The 17,665-nt window shown below is 53.7% G+C and carries 16 protein-coding genes; all 16 read left to right on the forward strand.

The features are described from left to right. The first annotated feature begins 191 nt into the window (after positions 1–191). The 16 genes from rnmV (at position 192) to M0651_RS19935 (ending at position 17,575) form a co-directional block, all read left to right on the forward strand. A complete protein-coding gene (gene rnmV, locus M0651_RS19860) occupies positions 192–737 on the forward strand; it encodes a ribonuclease M5 (RefSeq protein ID WP_248553471.1) in 546 nt (181 codons plus the stop codon). 5 nt (positions 738–742) lie between these two features. Next, complete coding sequence (rsmA, locus tag M0651_RS19865) at positions 743–1,639, forward strand: 16S rRNA (adenine(1518)-N(6)/adenine(1519)-N(6))-dimethyltransferase RsmA (RefSeq protein WP_248553472.1); 897 nt, start codon at positions 743–745, stop codon at positions 1,637–1,639. Positions 1,640–1,663: 24 nt separating this feature from the next. Further along, positions 1,664–2,581: a sporulation peptidase YabG gene (gene yabG / locus M0651_RS19870; protein WP_248553473.1), complete on the forward strand. Its 918-nt coding sequence runs from the start codon at positions 1,664–1,666 to the stop codon at positions 2,579–2,581. Positions 2,582–2,817: 236 nt separating this feature from the next. Then, a complete protein-coding gene (veg, locus tag M0651_RS19875; protein ID WP_155608065.1) occupies positions 2,818–3,093 on the forward strand; it encodes a biofilm formation stimulator Veg in 276 nt (91 codons plus the stop codon). A 201-nt stretch (positions 3,094–3,294) separates the two neighbouring features. Continuing rightward, the gene (locus tag M0651_RS19880) at positions 3,295–3,474 is read left to right on the forward strand and encodes a small, acid-soluble spore protein, alpha/beta type (protein ID WP_016314706.1); all 180 of its coding nucleotides are present in this window, start codon (positions 3,295–3,297) and stop codon (positions 3,472–3,474) included. A gap of 186 nt (positions 3,475–3,660) precedes the next feature. Continuing rightward, the gene (gene ispE, locus M0651_RS19885; protein ID WP_248553474.1) at positions 3,661–4,515 is read left to right on the forward strand and encodes a 4-(cytidine 5'-diphospho)-2-C-methyl-D-erythritol kinase; all 855 of its coding nucleotides are present in this window, start codon (positions 3,661–3,663) and stop codon (positions 4,513–4,515) included. A gap of 118 nt (positions 4,516–4,633) precedes the next feature. Continuing rightward, on the forward strand, positions 4,634–5,470 hold the full coding sequence (gene purR, locus M0651_RS19890; protein ID WP_248553475.1) for a pur operon repressor: 837 nt from the start codon (positions 4,634–4,636) through the stop codon (positions 5,468–5,470). Positions 5,471–5,646: 176 nt separating this feature from the next. Then, positions 5,647–5,931: a septation regulator SpoVG gene (spoVG, locus tag M0651_RS19895; protein ID WP_036618134.1), complete on the forward strand. Its 285-nt coding sequence runs from the start codon at positions 5,647–5,649 to the stop codon at positions 5,929–5,931. Positions 5,932–6,089: 158 nt separating this feature from the next. Further along, positions 6,090–7,490, forward strand: coding sequence for a bifunctional UDP-N-acetylglucosamine diphosphorylase/glucosamine-1-phosphate N-acetyltransferase GlmU (glmU, locus tag M0651_RS19900; protein WP_282578016.1), 1,401 nt, complete (start codon positions 6,090–6,092; stop codon positions 7,488–7,490). Positions 7,491–7,592: 102 nt separating this feature from the next. After that, entirely contained in the window at positions 7,593–8,546 is a 954-nt protein-coding gene (locus tag M0651_RS19905) for a ribose-phosphate diphosphokinase (protein ID WP_248553476.1), read from the forward strand. A 653-nt stretch (positions 8,547–9,199) separates the two neighbouring features. After that, positions 9,200–9,760, forward strand: a complete 561-nt coding sequence (pth, locus tag M0651_RS19910; protein WP_248553477.1) for an aminoacyl-tRNA hydrolase — start codon at positions 9,200–9,202, stop codon at positions 9,758–9,760. Positions 9,761–9,847: 87 nt separating this feature from the next. Next, the gene (gene fin / locus M0651_RS19915; protein WP_248553478.1) at positions 9,848–10,078 is read left to right on the forward strand and encodes an anti-sigma-F factor Fin; all 231 of its coding nucleotides are present in this window, start codon (positions 9,848–9,850) and stop codon (positions 10,076–10,078) included. A gap of 160 nt (positions 10,079–10,238) precedes the next feature. Beyond that, positions 10,239–13,763, forward strand: coding sequence for a transcription-repair coupling factor (gene mfd / locus M0651_RS19920; protein WP_248553479.1), 3,525 nt, complete (start codon positions 10,239–10,241; stop codon positions 13,761–13,763). After that, entirely contained in the window at positions 13,750–14,895 is a 1,146-nt protein-coding gene (locus tag M0651_RS19925; RefSeq protein WP_248553480.1) for a peptidylprolyl isomerase, read from the forward strand. The genes mfd and M0651_RS19925 overlap by 14 nt, the downstream gene beginning before the upstream one ends. A gap of 305 nt (positions 14,896–15,200) precedes the next feature. Continuing rightward, entirely contained in the window at positions 15,201–15,743 is a 543-nt protein-coding gene (spoVT, locus tag M0651_RS19930; protein WP_248553481.1) for a stage V sporulation protein T, read from the forward strand. 188 nt (positions 15,744–15,931) lie between these two features. Further along, entirely contained in the window at positions 15,932–17,575 is a 1,644-nt protein-coding gene (locus M0651_RS19935) for a putative polysaccharide biosynthesis protein (protein WP_248553482.1), read from the forward strand. Positions 17,576–17,665 lie beyond the last annotated feature (90 nt).

Here is a 17,665-nt window from a genome sequence, read left to right on the forward strand (position 1 = left end):
TTCAGCCGGGCCTTCCTTTGCTCACGTAGGCTCCTCTACGCTGCGCTACTCATGCCCTAGCTTCATCCAACCTAAAGCGTTTTGAAAAAACGCACATCGGAAGCTTAAGCTTCGGTGCTGAAAACTCGACTTTTTGAACATCATTAATAACAAAAAAGATAAGCTAGAGCACGAAGGGAAGAATAGATACCATGATCAAAGAGGTCATCGTGGTGGAGGGACGGGATGACACCGTGGCCATCAAACGCGCCGTGGAGGCGGATACGATTGAGACCGGCGGTTCGGCCATCGGGGAAATGACGCTCAAGAAAATCGCTTTGGCCCAGGAGCGCCGAGGCGTCATCATCTTTACCGATCCGGACCATGCCGGGGAACGGATCCGCAAAATCGTGGCGGCGCGCGTGCCGGGCTGCAAGCATGCCTTCTTGCCCGAGGCCGAGGCTACGAAGCGCGGCGACATCGGCGTGGAGAACGCCTCACCGGAGGCGATCCGCACGGCGTTGTCCCGAGTCCGCAGTGAAGCGCCGGGAGTAGAGGCCGCCATCGACATGGAAGACTTGATGAGTGCGGGGCTGATCGTTCACCCGCAAGCTGCCGCGCGACGGAAAGCGCTGGGTGAGCTGCTGGGCATCGGGTATTGCAACGGGAAACAATTGTACAAGCGGTTATCGGTATTTCGTATCACCCGCGAGGAGTTCGCGGCCGCGTTGGCCGAGTTGGAGAGCAAAGGAGTTTAGGGAACATGAGTATAAGGGAAGACGTATCTACGCCGCGCCGGACGAAGGAGATCATTCAACGGCACGGTTTTTCGTTCAAAAAAAGCCTGGGACAGAATTTTCTGATCGATCAGAACATTCTTGGAAAGATCGTCGCGGCAGCAGGCCTGGACGATACCAAGGGCGCGCTGGAAATCGGACCGGGTATCGGCGCGTTGACGGAGAAGCTGGCTCAGGAGGCGGGTAAGGTAACAGCAGTGGAGATCGATCAGCGCCTGCTCCCGATCCTGGAAGAGGTGTTGGAGCCCTATTCACACGTCAACGTGATCCATGGGGACGTGCTGAAGTTGGACCTGCAAGCTTTATTCGCGGCTGAATTCGGCGGGGTAAACGGCGTCAGCGTCGTGGCAAATCTGCCGTATTACGTGACGACGCCGATTCTGATGAAGCTCCTGGAGGAGAAGTTGCCTCTGGAGCATATTGTCGTGATGATCCAGAAGGAAGTGGCTGAGCGCATGGCTGCGGCTCCCGGTGGCAAGGATTACGGCAGTCTTAGCATCGCCGTGCAATACTATAGCGTACCGGAGCTGATCTGTACGGTACCGCACAGCGTGTTTATTCCGCAGCCGAATGTGGAGTCCGCGGTGATCCGTTTGACCGTCCGGAAGACACCGGCCGTGGCCGTTAAAGACGAAGCGTTTTTCTTCGAGGTGGTGCAGTCCTCTTTTGCCCAAAGACGGAAGACGATATCGAACAATCTTAAGAGCCGGTTCTTCCCGAAAGAGGGACGCGAGCGGCTGGAGCAGCTGCTGGAGGAAGCCGGTATCCAGCCCACCCGGCGGGCCGAGACGTTAAGCCTGGATGAGTTTGCGAAGCTGAGCGATACGCTGCTAAACGCCGGCTTGAAGGAACTCCGCGTGTAACCATTCCCTCTTGTCGCCCATACGATGGGGATAGAGGTGATTGACTTGACGAATTTGGGAGACTTGGTCGTCCGCAAATCATACGGTGGAGACGTCACGTTCCGGATCGAACGGATTGAGCGGAGCGAAGCTATCATCAAAGGAACGGAATTTCGGCTGCTGGCGGATGCGCCCTTGACCGATCTGGTCAGGGTAGACCCGGCTTCCCCAGGAGAAACCACGCAACGGGCCCGAATCAAGGCGACAGAGTCGCTGAAGTGGTTAACTCAGGACCGCAAGGACTTGGTAGAACGCAACCGGATGGCGATTGGACGGGAGCTATATGCACAAGGAGAACCGGCTTATTTCGAGGTACCGGGCAAGGTGCTGCATTTGGACGGCGACGAACGATATTTACAAAAAAGTTTAAGCCTATACGAGAAGCTGCGTGTACCGGCCCAAGGCTATTACGTCACGGAGTCGCAAATGTCCCATGCGCTGTATCGCCTGCTTCCTGCCATCAAACCGGATATCGTTGTGCTGACCGGACATGACGGGGTTTTAAAATCGCGTCCCAACGGCGACCTTTACAATTTAACCAGCTATAAAAATTCCAAGCATTTTGTGGAGGCTATTCAAACAGCCCGGCAATATGAACGGAATTTCGATACGTTAACGATCGTGGCCGGCGCTTGCCAATCGCATTTTGAAGCGCTGCTGCAGGCGGGGGCTAATTTTGCCAGCTCACCCGGCCGAGTGCTGATCCATGCGCTGGATCCGGTCTACATCGCAGCCAAGGCGTCGCTCACCTCCATCCGCGAGACCATTCAGATCACCGATGTGCTGAACCACACGATCAGCGGAACGCAAGGCGTCGGTGGGATTGAGACCCGTGGCAGCTACCGAATTGGACTGCCCAAACTTAAGGATTTATCGACGCTGAAGGTTGTGCCGTCCATGTGAAATACCATAATAAATCTAAAGATCATCCTTGTTATTTGTCCATACCGGAAGGATCTGAGGCGAACGCCCCAGGACCTTCCGGTTATTTTATTAGGACTCCCATCGGGTTAAGAGAAAAAATGTCGAAAAATAATCGTTGACACACCATTTTTACTGCTGATATAATTATTTGTTTTGATTTGACAAGGTTGTGACTTTCCTGTATAATGGACAAAGAAAGAAGGTGGTCACAGGCAATGGCTAAAAATGCGCTGTCGGAAATTAAGCATAGTCTCGACGCCCACGTAGGACAGAAAATTATGCTCCGGGCAAACGGAGGTCGCCGGAAGACCGTCGAACGCACTGGAGTATTGGAGGAGACTTATCCTTCGGTCTTCATTGTGAAGCTGGATCAAGAGCAGCAAACCTTTAAGCGTGTGTCTTACAGTTATGCCGATATACTGACCGAATCCGTTGAAGTTATGATTTGCGACGACAACGATGAGATGCGGATTTCGTATATTAAACCGTGAACATCATGAACCAAATGAACCAAGCAGCAAACGGTTATCACCCGGCGGGTGAGGCCGTTTTTTTCTTGCCTGAATGAGGGAACTTGCCGCTTCGTTATTTGTTCGCCTTAGGTGGACAGACTTTCCATCGTATGCTTGAGCCAAAGCCCGCGTATACTATCCTCGTTCCTATATCCATGACCCCAAAGGAGGAGTACTGACATGTCGCGAAGAAGACGCAGCGTGATGTCGGAGAACTTGAAGGTCGAGTTAGCGAAGGATTTGGGATTTTATGATACCGTCCAGCAGGAAGGTTGGGGGGGCATCAAAGCCAAAGATGCGGGCAATATGGTGAAGCGGGCGATTGAGCTCGCGGAGAAGGCCGCAGCGAAACAGCAATAACCTCTGCCGCAGCGAAGCTTCCCGTCCGGGGAGCTTCGTTTTTTTCGCCGGATGAAGTAAGATAGAGGGAGAAAAATTTGTCTTTCGTACATAGACGTGAAGGCAATCATTTCTTAAAATATAGGAATGTGTCAGATGACCGGATGGATGAGGAATTCCACGGAATTGCTGAGGTGGGGGAGCGCCATGAAAATTTACGAAAAAGCACCGGCCAAAATCAACTTAATGCTCGATGTGTTACATAAACGTCCGGACGGTTACCACGAGGTCGAGATGATCATGACCATGGTGGATCTAGCCGACCGTCTGGAAATGAGCGCCCTCCCGCGGGATACGATTATTATTTCGAGCCAGGCTGGATATATTCCGCTGGATGAGAAGAATTTAGCGTTTCAGGCGGCGAAGCTGATCAAGGAAAGATATAACGTACGGAGCGGGGTGTACATTCACCTCGACAAGAAAATCCCAGTTGCCGCGGGCCTGGCCGGAGGTAGCAGTGATGCGGCGGCGACGTTGCGTGGATTAAACCGGCTATGGGACCTGGGCATACCCGAAGAAGAGCTGAAGGAGCTGGGCTCGGAACTAGGCTCGGACGTGCCGTTTTGCGTGACGGGGGGGACGGCGCTGGCAACAGGGCGGGGCGAAGTGCTGTCGCCGCTGCCGAATCCGCCGCAGTGTTGGGTGGTGCTGGCGAAGCCCCCGATCAACGTCTCGACGGCAGAGGTGTATGGGCGCCTTCACGCGGACCAGATTACGAATCACCCATCTGCATCCGAGATGCAAGAGGCGCTGGCGAAGCGCTCGTTCAACGACGTATGCGAGCAGTTGGGGAATGTGCTGGAGCAGGTGACGCTTACGCTGCACCCGGAAGTGGCGCACTTGAAGGAAGCGATGCTGCGTCTCGGCGCGGATGGGGTGTTGATGTCCGGAAGCGGACCGACGGTGTTCGGCCTCGTGTCGAAGGAATCGAAAGTGTCGCGCATTTATAACGGATTACGGGGATTCTGCAAAGAAGTTTATGCTGTGCGGTTGTTGACTTGAGATCGGCTAAGGGAACTTGATCTGCCGTACACCTACACTATTTTTCCAAGGCTTGGACAAATCCGTACAAAAATGTTATAGTTTCATTAAAATATTCGGATTTAGCGAGGGGTACTTCGTGAAGAAATTAAAGAGAAGCGCTCGTTTGGTCGAGATGACCCATTACTTGTTGTCTAGACCTCATCATTTGATCCCATTGACCACCTTTGCGCTGCGGTACGGAGCGGCCAAGTCGTCGATCAGCGAGGATCTGGGCATCATTAAAGAAGTGTTTGAAGGCGAAGGCATGGGGGAATTGCTGACGCTTGCCGGGGCGGCCGGCGGTGTGAAATACATTCCCCGGGTCGGCTGGGAGCAAGCGAAGGTGTTTATCCATCAGCTGTGTGAGAAGCTGGCGCAATCAGATCGTATTTTGCCGGGCGGGTATTTGTACATGTCAGACCTTCTGGGACAACCTGCGCTGATGAATGAGGCGGGTAAGCTGTTTGCTACTGCTTTCGGCGATTTGGAGATCGACTGTATCATGACCGTGGAGACGAAAGGGATCCCTCTCGCGTATGCGACCGGGGCGGAGCTGAATCTGCCGGTTGTCCTGGTTCGTCGGGACCATCAGGTCACCGAAGGATCGGCTGTTAGCATCAATTACGTGTCGGGCTCCCATAAGAGTCTGCATACCATGACGTTGTCCCGTCGGGCGCTGAAGGAACGTTCCCGCGTGCTGATCGTCGATGACTTCATGAAGGCGGGAGGAACGATCCAGGGGATGGTAGACCTGCTGGCCGAGTTTAATGCTGAGGTTGCCGGCGTTGGTGTCCTGGTGGAATCGGGTGAAGTCGCCAGCGAACAGCGTCTATTGCATGATTACGTTTCCCTGGCAACGCTTCGAGCGGTTGATGCCAAGGAGAAGGAGATCTCGGTAGAACCTGGGAATTATTTTTCGAAATTTGGACAATAAGAACGATGTCGAGATCTTAACAAATTGTAAGAATTCTCGACGAAACGTGTCGAAAACCCCGTTTTATCAAAAAAAATCGTGATTTTCGGCCATTTTGTTGATTTAAAAAAAAGGATTTCCGTTTGCTATGTGGAATATTACACCAAGTCTCTGATGGAAAAAGGTGGTGAACACATATGCAAATTACGGATGTAAGACTCCGCCGAGTCAGCTCTGAGGGCAGAATGAAGGCAATCGCATCCATTACCATCGATAACGAATTTGTTGTTCATGACATTCGAGTCATCGACGGGAACAATGGGATGTTTGTAGCTATGCCTAGCAAGCGCACGCCGGACGGGGAGTTCCGGGATATCGCGCATCCGATTTCCTCTGGCACACGCGAGAAGATTCAAGCTGCTGTCCTGGCTGAATACGAACGTGCCGCCGACCAAGAGGAAGCGATTGAAGAAGGGGCGTAAGTCGCATTTATTTGAATTCTTGACCAATTGGGGTTCGAGGAAAAGGGAGCCATGCGTATATGGCTCCCTTTTCTTTTTGTCTTAAATGAGATATATTCAGTAATGAGTTTTAATGAGAGAGAACTACTTCTTTAAAAAAAGAGAAGGAGGCCGGGGACTTGAAAAGATTAGCGATCGTTCTTGCCGCGGGCCAAGGGAAACGGATGAAGTCCAAGCTTTATAAAGTGCTTCACCCCGTTTGCGGCAAACCGATGGTTGGGCATGTGTTAAACGCGGTTCAAGAGGTGGGTTGTGAACGCAGCATCGTGGTTGTTGGCCACGGGGCCGAAGCCGTGAAATCCTATTTAGGTTCATCGGCGGAATACGTGTTGCAGGAGCAGCAACTGGGAACTGGACATGCCGTCAAGCAAGCCGGGTCATTATTGGCGGGAGAAGAAGGAGTCACACTGGTTATCTGTGGCGATACCCCATTGGTTACGGCAGAGACGCTGGAAGCGTTATTCGACCTTCATCACCGTAAGGGAGCGGCGGCGACTGTTCTCACGGCGAAGATGGAACAGCCGTACGGATATGGACGGGTGATCCGCGGTGCGAACGGAACGGTTGAACGGATTGTCGAGCAGAAGGATTGCTCGCCGGAAGAAGCCGCCGTGCAGGAAATTAATACAGGCACTTATTGTTTTGATAATGCAAAATTATTTGCCGCGCTGGAGAAAGTCACCAACAACAACGTTCAGCAAGAGTATTATCTTACCGATGTCATTGGCATTCTTGTACAGGCGAACGAAGTCGTGGAAGGATATGTGGTAGCAGACGTTCGGGAATCGATTGGTGTTAATGATCGGGTAGCGTTATCCGAAGCAGAAGCGGTCATGCGTGAGCGCATCGTACGTAGCCATATGCTGAATGGTGTGACGGTTATCGATCCGGCTTCTACCTATATTGGGGCCGACGTAACGATCGGTGCGGATACCGTGGTCTATCCGGGAACGGTTCTGTCCGGGAAGACGGTCATTGGCGAAGATTGTGTGATTGGGCCAGCGGCAGAAATTGAAGATAGTGAGATTCAGGACGGCGCGAAGGTGAAACAGTCGGTGCTCAGCCGGGCAGAGGTCGGCCGGGAAACGACCGTAGGGCCTTTCGCTTATTTGCGTCCGGGGGCGAAACTTGGAGCGCATGTTAAAGTCGGCGATTTCGTGGAAATCAAAAACGCGACGCTCGATGATGGCTCTAAAGTGTCGCACCTCAGCTACATCGGTGACGCGAAGGTCGGTAAGAACGTGAATATCGGCTGCGGCGCGATTACAGTGAACTATGATGGTTATAATAAATCCATTACGGAGATCGAGGACGACGCCTTCGTTGGCAGTAACGTGAACTTGATCGCACCGGTCAAGGTAGGTAAAGGCGCTTATGTCGTCGCCGGATCTACGATTACGCATTCCGTACCGGAGAACGACCTGGCCATTGCCAGACCCCGGCAGGAGAACAAAACCGGTTATGCCGAGAAGATTCGTGCTCGGGCCAAAGCCAAGAAGCAAAGACAGCAAGAATCTTAATCAAGGATGCAGTGACCATTTGAATAGACGGGGTAGCTGGGAAGGCGGGTTATTCACAATACTCCCTAACGCTATCTACACAGCACGGAGGGTTTACATTTTATGACTTATTGTGATTCTAAATTAAAGATCTTCACTTGTAACTCCAACCCTAAATTGGCTCATCAGATCGCCGACTACATCGGCATCCCGATGGGGGATTCGGAGACGACGGGCTTTAGCGACGGCGAAATTCAGGTCAAGCTGTCCGAAAGCGTTCGGGGCTGCCACGTCTATGTGGTGCAATCGACTTGCGCACCCGTCAACGATAACTTGATGGAGCTCCTCGTGATGGTAGATGCTTTGAAAAGAGCTTCGGCCAAGAGCATCAATGTGGTTATCCCGTATTACGGTTACGCCCGCCAAGACCGGAAGGCCCGTTCGCGCGATCCGATCACGGCCAAGTTGGTCGCCAATCTGATCGAGAAAGCCGGTGCCCACCGGGTCATTACGATGGACCTTCACGCCATGCAGATTCAGGGTTTCTTCGATATCCCTGTGGATCACATGTTGGGCGTGCCGATTTTGGCCCAATATTTCCGTTCCAAGCATATCCCGAATCCGGTTGTCGTCTCGCCTGACCACGGCGGGGTGGTTCGTGCCCGCAAACTGGCTGATTTCCTGAACGCGCCGCTGGCGATTATCGACAAGCGCCGTCCGGAGCCGAATGTCAGTGAGGTCATGAACATCATCGGGAACATCGAAGGGAAAACCGCGATCCTCGTGGATGACATCATCGATACCGCTGGCACGATCGTCCTTGGCGCTAACGCGCTGAAGGAAGGCGGGGTCGAAGAGGTGTATGCCTGCTGTACGCATCCCGTGTTGTCCGGACCGGCGATGGAACGGCTGGAGAACTCTCCGCTGAGGGAAGTTATCGTCACGGATACGATTCCGATCACGCACCCGAATCCAACAAGCAAGCTCAAGGTGCTGTCTGTCGCTCCGTTGATGGGTGAAGCGATCATTCGCGTGCATGAGGAGCTGTCGATCAGCAAGCTGTTCGAGATCGAATAATAATGGTCACTGCCACAGCAGGGGTTGCGTCCTCCCGAACGGGGGACGTAACCCCTATCGGTGTATGGGCGGATAAGATGGAGACGCTGGTGAAAATGGTGCTGCGCGAACTCGTTTGATCCTACGATCGCTGTTGCTCGCGGATTTCTTGGATTGGACTACATTCAGAAGTTGTAGAAATCCGCTCACAAAGGCGAACGCTCCGCTTCTTCGGATTCAAACGGCCCGCTCCGCAAATTTTCACCATATGAGTGAATCCATACCGGGGGCGATCCTGGCCGCAACCCTCAATGCGGCAGTGGTGGGGGAAGGCAGGGAAGACGGGAACGTTGGCACTTCCCGTCAGGGAATACGAATTAACTGGAAATTCTACTGTTAATTTAGACTGAATCGGGAGTGTTGGGTAATTAACGGTAAATTGTACAGTTAATTTGGGTGGTTTTTCGCTAAAGCGGTGATTTTGGTGAGATTAACGGTAGGTTTTACCGTAAGTTGCTCGGACAGCGGATTCACATCGAAATTAACGGTACATTTTCCAGTAAATTCGAGTGTAGGTTAGTTAGTTTATCCAAGAATCAAGCAACATCGGCGGTTTTAATCTACAACAGAGCGTGAAGAACGCCATAGTAACCTGATTTGGAGGTACATGACCCATGAAGTGGATCGTAGGGCTCGGCAATCCGGGAGCCCAATATGAGAAAACCCGGCATAATATCGGCTTTATGGCCGTAGATGAGTTGGCGCGCCGGCATGGCATCGAGATCAAGCAGAGCAAATGCAAAGCCTTGATTGGGGAAGGAATGCTGCCGGGCGGCAAGGTTGTGCTGATCAAGCCGATGACCTACATGAACTTGTCCGGCGAAGCGGTGCGCGCTTATATGGACTACTATAAGGCCTCGATTGAGGACATGATCGTGGTGTACGATGACCTGGATACCGAGCTGGGACGCAATCGTCTGCGTTACCAAGGCAGTGCCGGCGGGCATAACGGCATCAAATCGATTATTCAACATACCGGCACGCAGACGTTTAACCGCATCCGAATGGGGATTTCCCGGCCGGAGCCGGGGTTTGCGGTGGTTGATTATGTGTTGTCGGGGTTTGCGAAGAAAGATAAGCCGTTGCTCGAACAGTCCATTGATGCAGCCTGTGATGCGTTGGAATACAGCTTGGACCACACGTTTGAGCAAACGATGGCTAAGTTTAACGGCTGAGGTTTATAGCAAGGCCAAGGCTGATAGGCTAAAAGTAGAGAGCCCGGGGCATACTGGAGACATAAAGAATCTTCAGGAGGCATAAAGATGGCTATAAACTACGTTTGCAAGCACTGCCGGACGGTGATTGGTAGAATTGAATCGCCTCAAGTGACAGAAGCCCAGTTAGGCTTTCATTCCTTGACCCCCGATGAGCGGAGAGATATAATAGCGTATGATTCAAACGGCGAAATGACGGTTCGAGTCACCTGCGATTATTGCAGGGAAGCCTTCGACCATAACCCAGAGCTGATGCTGCTTGCGAATCCTTTGCAATAGTCCGCAAGCCTCCAGCAACAATGGACAAATTCACCGGAATGCACGGTTATAGAGCCTTGGCACGTTTGCTGAGGCTCCTTTTTGGTTCGGGTAAGGAGGACTTACCCTTTTCGTTTAGACATCCATTTTCTATCCATCAGCAGTAAGAGAGGTGCCTCATTTGTTACAAGCACTTATTCAAGCTTTTTCACGCGATACCGATTTTGCTTCGACGGTAGCGGGTGTGAACTCGGGCATGAAGGAGCAGCTCATCTCAGGCCTGTCGGGTTCGTCCAGGCAAGTGATGTTGGCTGCGCTGCATCAAGAAACAGACCGGCCGCTGCTCGTCGTGACCCACAATATGTTTGCCGCTCAGAAAATATATGAAGATTTACAGGAAGCGCTGTCATCCGATCAGGTGCTGTTGTATCCAGCGAATGAGCTGGTGGCTGCCGAATCGGCTGTATCCAGTCCGGAGACGTTGGCACAACGGATCGAGGTACTGCTGCAATGCTCCCGGGGGTTCCGGGGCATCGTGGTGGTGCCTTATTCCGGCATTCGCCGCTTTGTCCCGACGCCGGAGGCCATGGCTGAAGCGGGGCTGACGGTTAAGCTTGGGGGCACGCTAGAGCTGGATCGTTTCCTGACCCAAATGGTTGAGCTGGGTTACGAGCGGGTCGAACGGGTGGAATCCCGCGGCGAGATGAGCCTGCGCGGAGGGATCATCGACTTCTATCCGCTGATCGCTTCGACCGCTTACCGGGTGGAGCTCTTTGATGACGAAGTTGATTCGATCCGTACCTTTGACCCGGCCGATCAACGGTCGGTGGACCAGATTAAGGAAGTGTTCATCCCGCCTTGCAAGGAACTGATTGCTTCGAAGGATCGGTTGGAGCGGGCGGCGCAGGCAATGTCCGAGAAACTGGAGATCCAACTGGACAAGATGACGGATCGTCAAGCCAAAAACCGACTGCGCGAAGAGCTGTTCAAAGAAATGGAAATGCTGCGCGAGCATGTTTATTTCTCAGAAATCTATAAATATATTTCTCTGATTTATCCGGAAAGAAAGACGCTATACGATTACATGCCGAAGGATACGCTGCTTCTGCTCGACGAACCGGCGCGGCTCTTGGAAACGGCCAAGCAGCTGGAACGCGACGAGGCGGAATGGAACCTGCACTTGTTCCAGAATGGGAAGAGTCTCCCGGACCTGCCACTGGCGGTGGACGTGGATCATCTGATCTACCACCGGCCGTTCCAAACGTTGTTTATGTCGTTATTCCTGCGGCAAGTGCCGCATTCCCAGCCCCAGAACATCGTGAACTTTGTGACGCGGGCGATGCAGGATTTTCATGGGCAAATGAACGTCTTAAAGGCAGAAATGGAACGTTGGAAAAAGAGCGGCGCTCACGTCATCATGTTAGCCAGCACCGAGGAACGTATGGATCGCATGCGTCGCGTCCTGCAGGATTACGGGATTGATGAGCCGTCGATGCTGCAAGGGAACTTGCAGTCCGGCTTTGAGCTGCCGTCCGTACACCTTGTCGTCATCACAGAAGGCGAGATGTTCTCCCAGAAACAGCGCAAAGCACGCCGGGTTGGCAAGAGTATGGACAATGCCGAACGGATAAAGAGCTACACTGAGCTGAAGGTCGGCGATTACGTCGTCCATCAGAATCACGGGATCGGGAAATACATGGGGATTGGAACGCTGGAGGTTGGCGGGATCCACAAGGATTACATGCATATCCTTTATGCCGGCGGTGACAAGCTATCTGTACCGATCGAACAGATCGATATGATTCAGAAATACGTCGGTTCGGAGGACAAGGAGCCGAAGATTTACAAGCTGGGCGGCAACGAATGGACCCGCGTGAAGAACAAAGTTCGTTCCTCCGTACAGGACATTGCTGACGACTTGATCAAGCTATACGCCGAGCGGCAAGCCGCGCCGGGGTATGCTTTCGAGAAAGATACTCTCGAGCAGCAGGAATTCGAAGGGATGTTCCCATACGAAGAAACGCCGGATCAGCTGCGGGCGATCGAGGAGATCAAGAAGGACATGGAGCAGAGCCGTCCGATGGACCGCCTGCTATGCGGCGATGTAGGTTATGGTAAAACTGAAGTCGCGATTCGCGCGGCCTTTAAGTCGGCAATTGAAGGCAAACAGGTTGCGGTACTTGTGCCGACGACGATTTTGGCGCAGCAGCACTATGAGACGTTCCGCGAGCGGTTTGCCGGATATCCGATTAACATTCAGACGTTAAGTCGTTTCCGCAGCCGTAAGGAGCAGAACGAAACGATCAAGGGGGTTCGCCAAGGTACGGTGGACGTCGTGATTGGAACGCACCGGATTTTATCGCAGGATTTGGTCTTTAAGGATTTGGGCCTGTTGATCGTCGACGAAGAGCAGCGGTTCGGCGTGACGCATAAGGAGAAGCTGAAGAAGCTGAAAACCAATGTGGACGTGCTGACGCTGACGGCGACGCCGATTCCGCGGACCTTGCATATGTCCATGCTTGGCGTACGGGATCTGTCGGTCATCGAAACACCGCCGGAGAATCGCTTCCCGGTACAGACGTATGTCGTTGAGCATAGCCAATCGCTCGTACGTGAAGCGATCGAACGGGAAATGGCGCGGGGTGGACAGATTTATTACCTGTATAACCGCGTGCAAGGCATTCAGGAAATGGCCTCGCAAATTTCAATGCTTGTCCCTGATGCACGGGTCGGAATCGGCCATGGCCAAATGTCGGAGCAGGAGCTGGAGAAGACGATTCTCGATTTCCTTGATGGGGAATACGACGTTCTGGTCAGTACCAGCATCATCGAAACCGGCGTGGACATTCCGAACGTCAACACGTTGATCGTGCACGACGCCGACAAGATGGGCTTGTCCCAGCTGTATCAGCTGCGTGGCCGTGTGGGTCGGTCCAACCGGATCGCCTACGCGTATTTCACGTATCAGCGTGATAAGTCCCTGACTGAGGTGGCCGAGAAGCGGCTGCAATCCATCAAGGAATTTACCGAGCTGGGTTCCGGCTTTAAGATCGCCATGCGCGACTTGGCTATCCGCGGCGCGGGGAATTTACTTGGTGCGGAGCAGCACGGCTTCATTGCTTCCGTCGGCTTCGATCTGTACTCGCAGATGTTGGCGGAGGAAATCCAGAAACGGAAGATTACGATGCTCGGCGAGACCGTGCCGGCTGAAGCGACCTGGAATACGACTATCGATCTGGGGATCGATGCGTATTTGCCGTCGGATTACATCTACGACAGCATCCAGAAGATCGAAATTTACAAGAAAACGGCCTCTGCTTCCTCCTTTGAGGACGTCTCCGAGTTGGAGGACGAGCTGCTTGACCGCTTTGGCGAACTCCCGGAGGCCGTGCAAAATCTCCTAGCCGTTGCCCGGGTCAAACTGTATGGTAAGCAGTATGGCATCGAGTCGATGACGCTGCGGGGCGAGGAAGTGACGATCAAATTCTACGAAGGTCGGGAAAAGGTCGTCGTTCCGGGCAAGCTTGCGGAAGTTGGCAATCTATTCGGAAGACGTGTACAATTTAGTCAAGGATCCGTGATGCTTATCCGGATAAAAACCAAGGGAATGGACGACAAAGAGTTGATGGGCTTGCTGGAGCAGTTTCTCGGGGCCCTGAAGGATGCGTTCAAAGCGAAAGGGGAACTACAGGATGTTTCAAAGTAAAAGGCGCTCATGGAGAATGCTGCTGATTGCGCTCGTAGCGGTATTGGCTCTCTCCGTCATGGCGGGATGCGGCAAGAAAGAAGCAAGCTCGGGAGGGAATGATACGAGTAAGGTCATCGCCACGTATGAAGGCGGCGAAATTACGGAAAACGAATTCGACCGTGAACAACGGATCGTATTAGCGCTCCAGCCGCAAATGGAACAGTTTATGCAAATGGAGGATTTCCGCCAGTATTTGATCAAGCAGGAAATCGCCTATGAATACCTCGAAACCAAAGCCGACGATAAGACCAAGGAAGCCGGCAAGAAAAAGGCTGAAGAGCAGTTTGATCAGATGAAGACGTCGTATGGCGAAGACAGTTTCAAACAAATGCTGGACGCCCAGAAGATCACCGAAGCTGATTTCAAGAACTACATGGTACGGATCTATACCGTGATGGAAGGCGAACGGCAGAAGATCACCGAAGACGACGTGAAGAAAGAGTTTGAAGCGACGAAACAAAACTATACGACGGCATCGGTTCGCCACATCCTGATTAATTTCACTGATCCGGACGGCAAAGAGCGTACCTCTGAGGATACGCTGAAGCTGGCGAAAGAAGTCAAAGCGAAATTGGACAAGGGTGAGGATTTCGCAACCCTTGCTAAACAATATTCCGAAGACCCAGGCTCCAAGGACAACGGCGGTTTGTATGAAAATGTGGAGGTCAGCAATTGGGTAGAAGCCTTTAAGCAAGCTGCCTTGACTCAACCGCTGAACCAAATCGGCGAACCGGTAGAGACCGAATACGGCTACCATATTATTCGCGTGGAAGCTCGGACCGAGAAGAAATATGAGGATTTGTCTCAAGAACAGAAGGACATGATCCAAACGACGTTGGCCTCGAACAAATTGGACGAGTTCATGTCTGGGGATCTGGAGAAGAAGATCATCAAGAAAATCGAACTGCCTAAAGTGGAACCTAGCAAGAGTGAAAACGGCACAAATGCAGGCACCAATGCGGGCAATGGAACGAATGCCGGGACGAACGCAGGTACCAATGCCGGTACGGAAGGGTCCGGCAATGCCGGAACGAGCGGCAACGGGGCTGCCAACGACGCTGGCACGAATGGCGGCAATACAAGCAAATAAGCAAGATAAGGAAGCAGCGCGGGGGAAATCACGCTGCTTTTTTTGCGGGGTTTTTTACCTATACATGGCCTGTCGTTTAAAATCATGGTTCATTATGATGAATAAGGTGTTCGCCCGGGATGAATACTATGGTCATAATCACAGAACAAGCCATCCCTGTCCCCACCTTCGGCCGCTCGTTTTGGCGAAGCTTATGGCGCATACATCTGTGTAAGCCGCAGATTACGTATAAAGTCCGATTAGGTGAAGCTTAAGGAAATTCAGCCGTAGTTCAAAACTTCTAAGAAAGCGGGGCATCAAGTGAAATGAAAGCTACTGGTATTGTACGCCGTATTGATGATCTGGGCCGTGTTGTTATTCCTAAGGAAATTCGCCGCACTTTGCGGATTCGGGAAGGAGATCCGCTCGAAATTTTTGTGGACCGGGATGGAGAAGTGATTTTGAAGAAATATTCGCCGATCGGCGAATTGGGCGATTTTGCGAAGGAGTATGCAGAGTCGTTGTATGAGAGCACCAATCATGTGACTTTAATATCCGATCGGGATACGATCATAGCCGTTGCAGGGGCTTCCAAGAAAGAGTACCTGGAGAAGCAAATCAGTACGCTTCTGGAGGGCAGCATGGACGGGCGGAAGATCCTCATGGAAACCGAGTCGGGGTCCTATGAGATTATAAAGGATCATCCGGAGAACATCTCCTCGTATGTAATCGCACCGATTATTGCCGGCGGGGATCCGATCGGAACGGTGGTACTGGTCAACAAAGACGATGCGGTGAAAATGTCTGATTTGGAATCAAAAATGGCCGAGACGGCGGCTGGCTTTCTGGCGAAACAGATGGAGCAATAGAACACAGATATCAAGGATGACGCATGGAGGAACTTACACACACCCGCTGTTCGGGGCGGACTTGGTCAGTCCGAGGCTCACGAGGGATGTGTAAGTTTTTTGCGTTTCGCTTGGGGATAAATGGCGGCAACCCCCTTTTCGTCTTATAATGGAACCTGTTAGTTTAAACAAGAGCAGAGTAGGTTGCCATGATGGAAACGAAAGATAGCTTGTCCTCGAAGCTGCTGAGGGGAGCAGCCGTGCTGAGTGCGGCGGCTTTGATCACCAAGCTGCTGGGGATGCTGCAGAAGATCCCGCTGCAAAATATCGGGGGAGACGGCGTATTTGGCATTTATAATACGGTATATCCTTTTTATACGTTATTGATTACGCTCACGACATCCGGTTTTCAAGCGGCAATTGCCAAATTCGTCGCGGAACGCCAAACCCCCGGGCTTGAGCGGGAGCAGGGCGAGGTGCTGCGGCTTGCGGCGGTCATGATGACAGGGATGGGGATCGCTTTTGCGTTGCTGCTCTATTTCGGGGCGCCCATACTGTCGCAGTGGATTGGCAGCCGTTTGCTGATCCCGGCTTTTCGCGGGGCCGCGCCGGCCTTGCTGCTCGTACCGGTGGCCGCAGCGTTGCGCGGGTATTATCAAGGGCACCAGAAGGTGACGCCGACGGCGGTCTCTCAGGTGGTGGAGCAGGCTGTCCGAGTCACGGTTATGATCGTGTTACTGGTGGTACTAAGCCGGCTGGGGGCCGGAGAGCCGGAACTGGCTGGCGGGGCGCTCATTGGCTCCTCGGCGGGGGCGGCCGCGGGACTTGCGGTGATGCTGTGGTATTGGCGGCGGGCTTCTACTCGTCCTAGGACAGGCCATGAGGGGAAAAGGGCGGCGCTGCCGGCTAATGAGAGCCGAGCGAAGCAATGGGGGCGCCGTAGGAAGCTTCTGTCCGCTCTGCTGAGGGATGCGCTTCCGATCAGCCTCGCCGCGCTGGGAGTTCCGCTGATCAGCTTGGTCGACACGTTCACGCTGCCGCGATTGCTCTCCGCTCACGGGGAAGAGCTGCGGATCATGGCCCAGGTGGGGATCTACAATCGGGGGATCCCGTTGGTTCAGCTTGTCACGATGCTAGCGACGTCGTTATCGGTATTGTTTATCCCGGCGATGGCCGAGCTGCAGATGAAGGGGGACGCCGGAGCGATTCGGCGGCAAGTGCAGGTGGCCCTGCGCTGGTTTTGGCTGATCGGCCTGGCGGCTTCGCTGGGCCTGGCTCTGTTGGCAACGCCCATCAACGTGATGTTGTACGAGGATGCGGCGGGGTCGGCCACCTTGGCTTGGGTGGCCTGGACGGCTGCGCCCGGCGCGCTGGTCGCGGTCACGAGCGCCCTGCTCCAGGGCCTCGGCCACGTGCGCGCCCCGGCGCTGCACCTGCTCGCTGCGGCGTTGCTCAAGACCGCGCTGAACGCGGTGCTCGTGCCGCAGCTTGGCATCACCGGCGCCGCCATCGCCGGCGTCGCCGCGTACGGCGCGGCAGCGGCGCTGAACACCGCGCTGCTGCTGCGCCGGGCCCAGCTGCGTCCGCGCCTGCGGGACGCGCTGCTGCGCCCGGCGGCGGCCGCCCTGGCGATGGCCGCCGCGGTGCTGGCGCTGCGCCTCGCCGCCGCCGAGCTGCATGCAGGCCGCGGGGGAGCCGCGGCCGTGAGCCTGCTCGGCGTGCTGCTGGGCGCAGCCGTGTTTGCCGCAGCCGTGCTGCGCACACGGCTGCTCAGCGCGGCAGAGCTGAGCGCCCTGCCGCGGGTGGGCCCGAAGCTGCTGGCGCTGCTTCGGAAGCTGAGGCTGCTGCCGTAGCATGGCTTGGCAGCCCGCCGCGTGGGCTTCCCAATTTCTATTTCGACCTTGGCAGTGATATAGTAAGTGATAGCATTCAATGGTCTTTCA

Source organism: Paenibacillus mellifer, assembly GCF_023195895.1.
GTDB lineage: Bacteria > Bacillota > Bacilli > Paenibacillales > Paenibacillaceae > Fontibacillus > Fontibacillus mellifer.

Coding starts and splice junctions, on each gene's coding strand:
- M0651_RS19925 (WP_248553480.1), top strand. CDS start 13,750: ATGTTTCAAAGTAAAAGGCGCTCATGGAGAATGCTGCTGATTGCGCTC.
- rnmV (WP_248553471.1), top strand. CDS start 192: ATGATCAAAGAGGTCATCGTGGTGGAGGGACGGGATGACACCGTGGCC.
- yabG (WP_248553473.1), top strand. CDS start 1,664: ATGGGGATAGAGGTGATTGACTTGACGAATTTGGGAGACTTGGTCGTC.
- M0651_RS19905 (WP_248553476.1), top strand. CDS start 7,593: ATGACTTATTGTGATTCTAAATTAAAGATCTTCACTTGTAACTCCAAC.
- rsmA (WP_248553472.1), top strand. CDS start 743: ATGAGTATAAGGGAAGACGTATCTACGCCGCGCCGGACGAAGGAGATC.
- ispE (WP_248553474.1), top strand. CDS start 3,661: ATGAAAATTTACGAAAAAGCACCGGCCAAAATCAACTTAATGCTCGAT.
- fin (WP_248553478.1), top strand. CDS start 9,848: ATGGCTATAAACTACGTTTGCAAGCACTGCCGGACGGTGATTGGTAGA.
- spoVG (WP_036618134.1), top strand. CDS start 5,647: ATGCAAATTACGGATGTAAGACTCCGCCGAGTCAGCTCTGAGGGCAGA.
- pth (WP_248553477.1), top strand. CDS start 9,200: ATGAAGTGGATCGTAGGGCTCGGCAATCCGGGAGCCCAATATGAGAAA.
- M0651_RS19880 (WP_016314706.1), top strand. CDS start 3,295: ATGTCGCGAAGAAGACGCAGCGTGATGTCGGAGAACTTGAAGGTCGAG.
- M0651_RS19935 (WP_248553482.1), top strand. CDS start 15,932: ATGATGGAAACGAAAGATAGCTTGTCCTCGAAGCTGCTGAGGGGAGCA.
- veg (WP_155608065.1), top strand. CDS start 2,818: ATGGCTAAAAATGCGCTGTCGGAAATTAAGCATAGTCTCGACGCCCAC.
- spoVT (WP_248553481.1), top strand. CDS start 15,201: ATGAAAGCTACTGGTATTGTACGCCGTATTGATGATCTGGGCCGTGTT.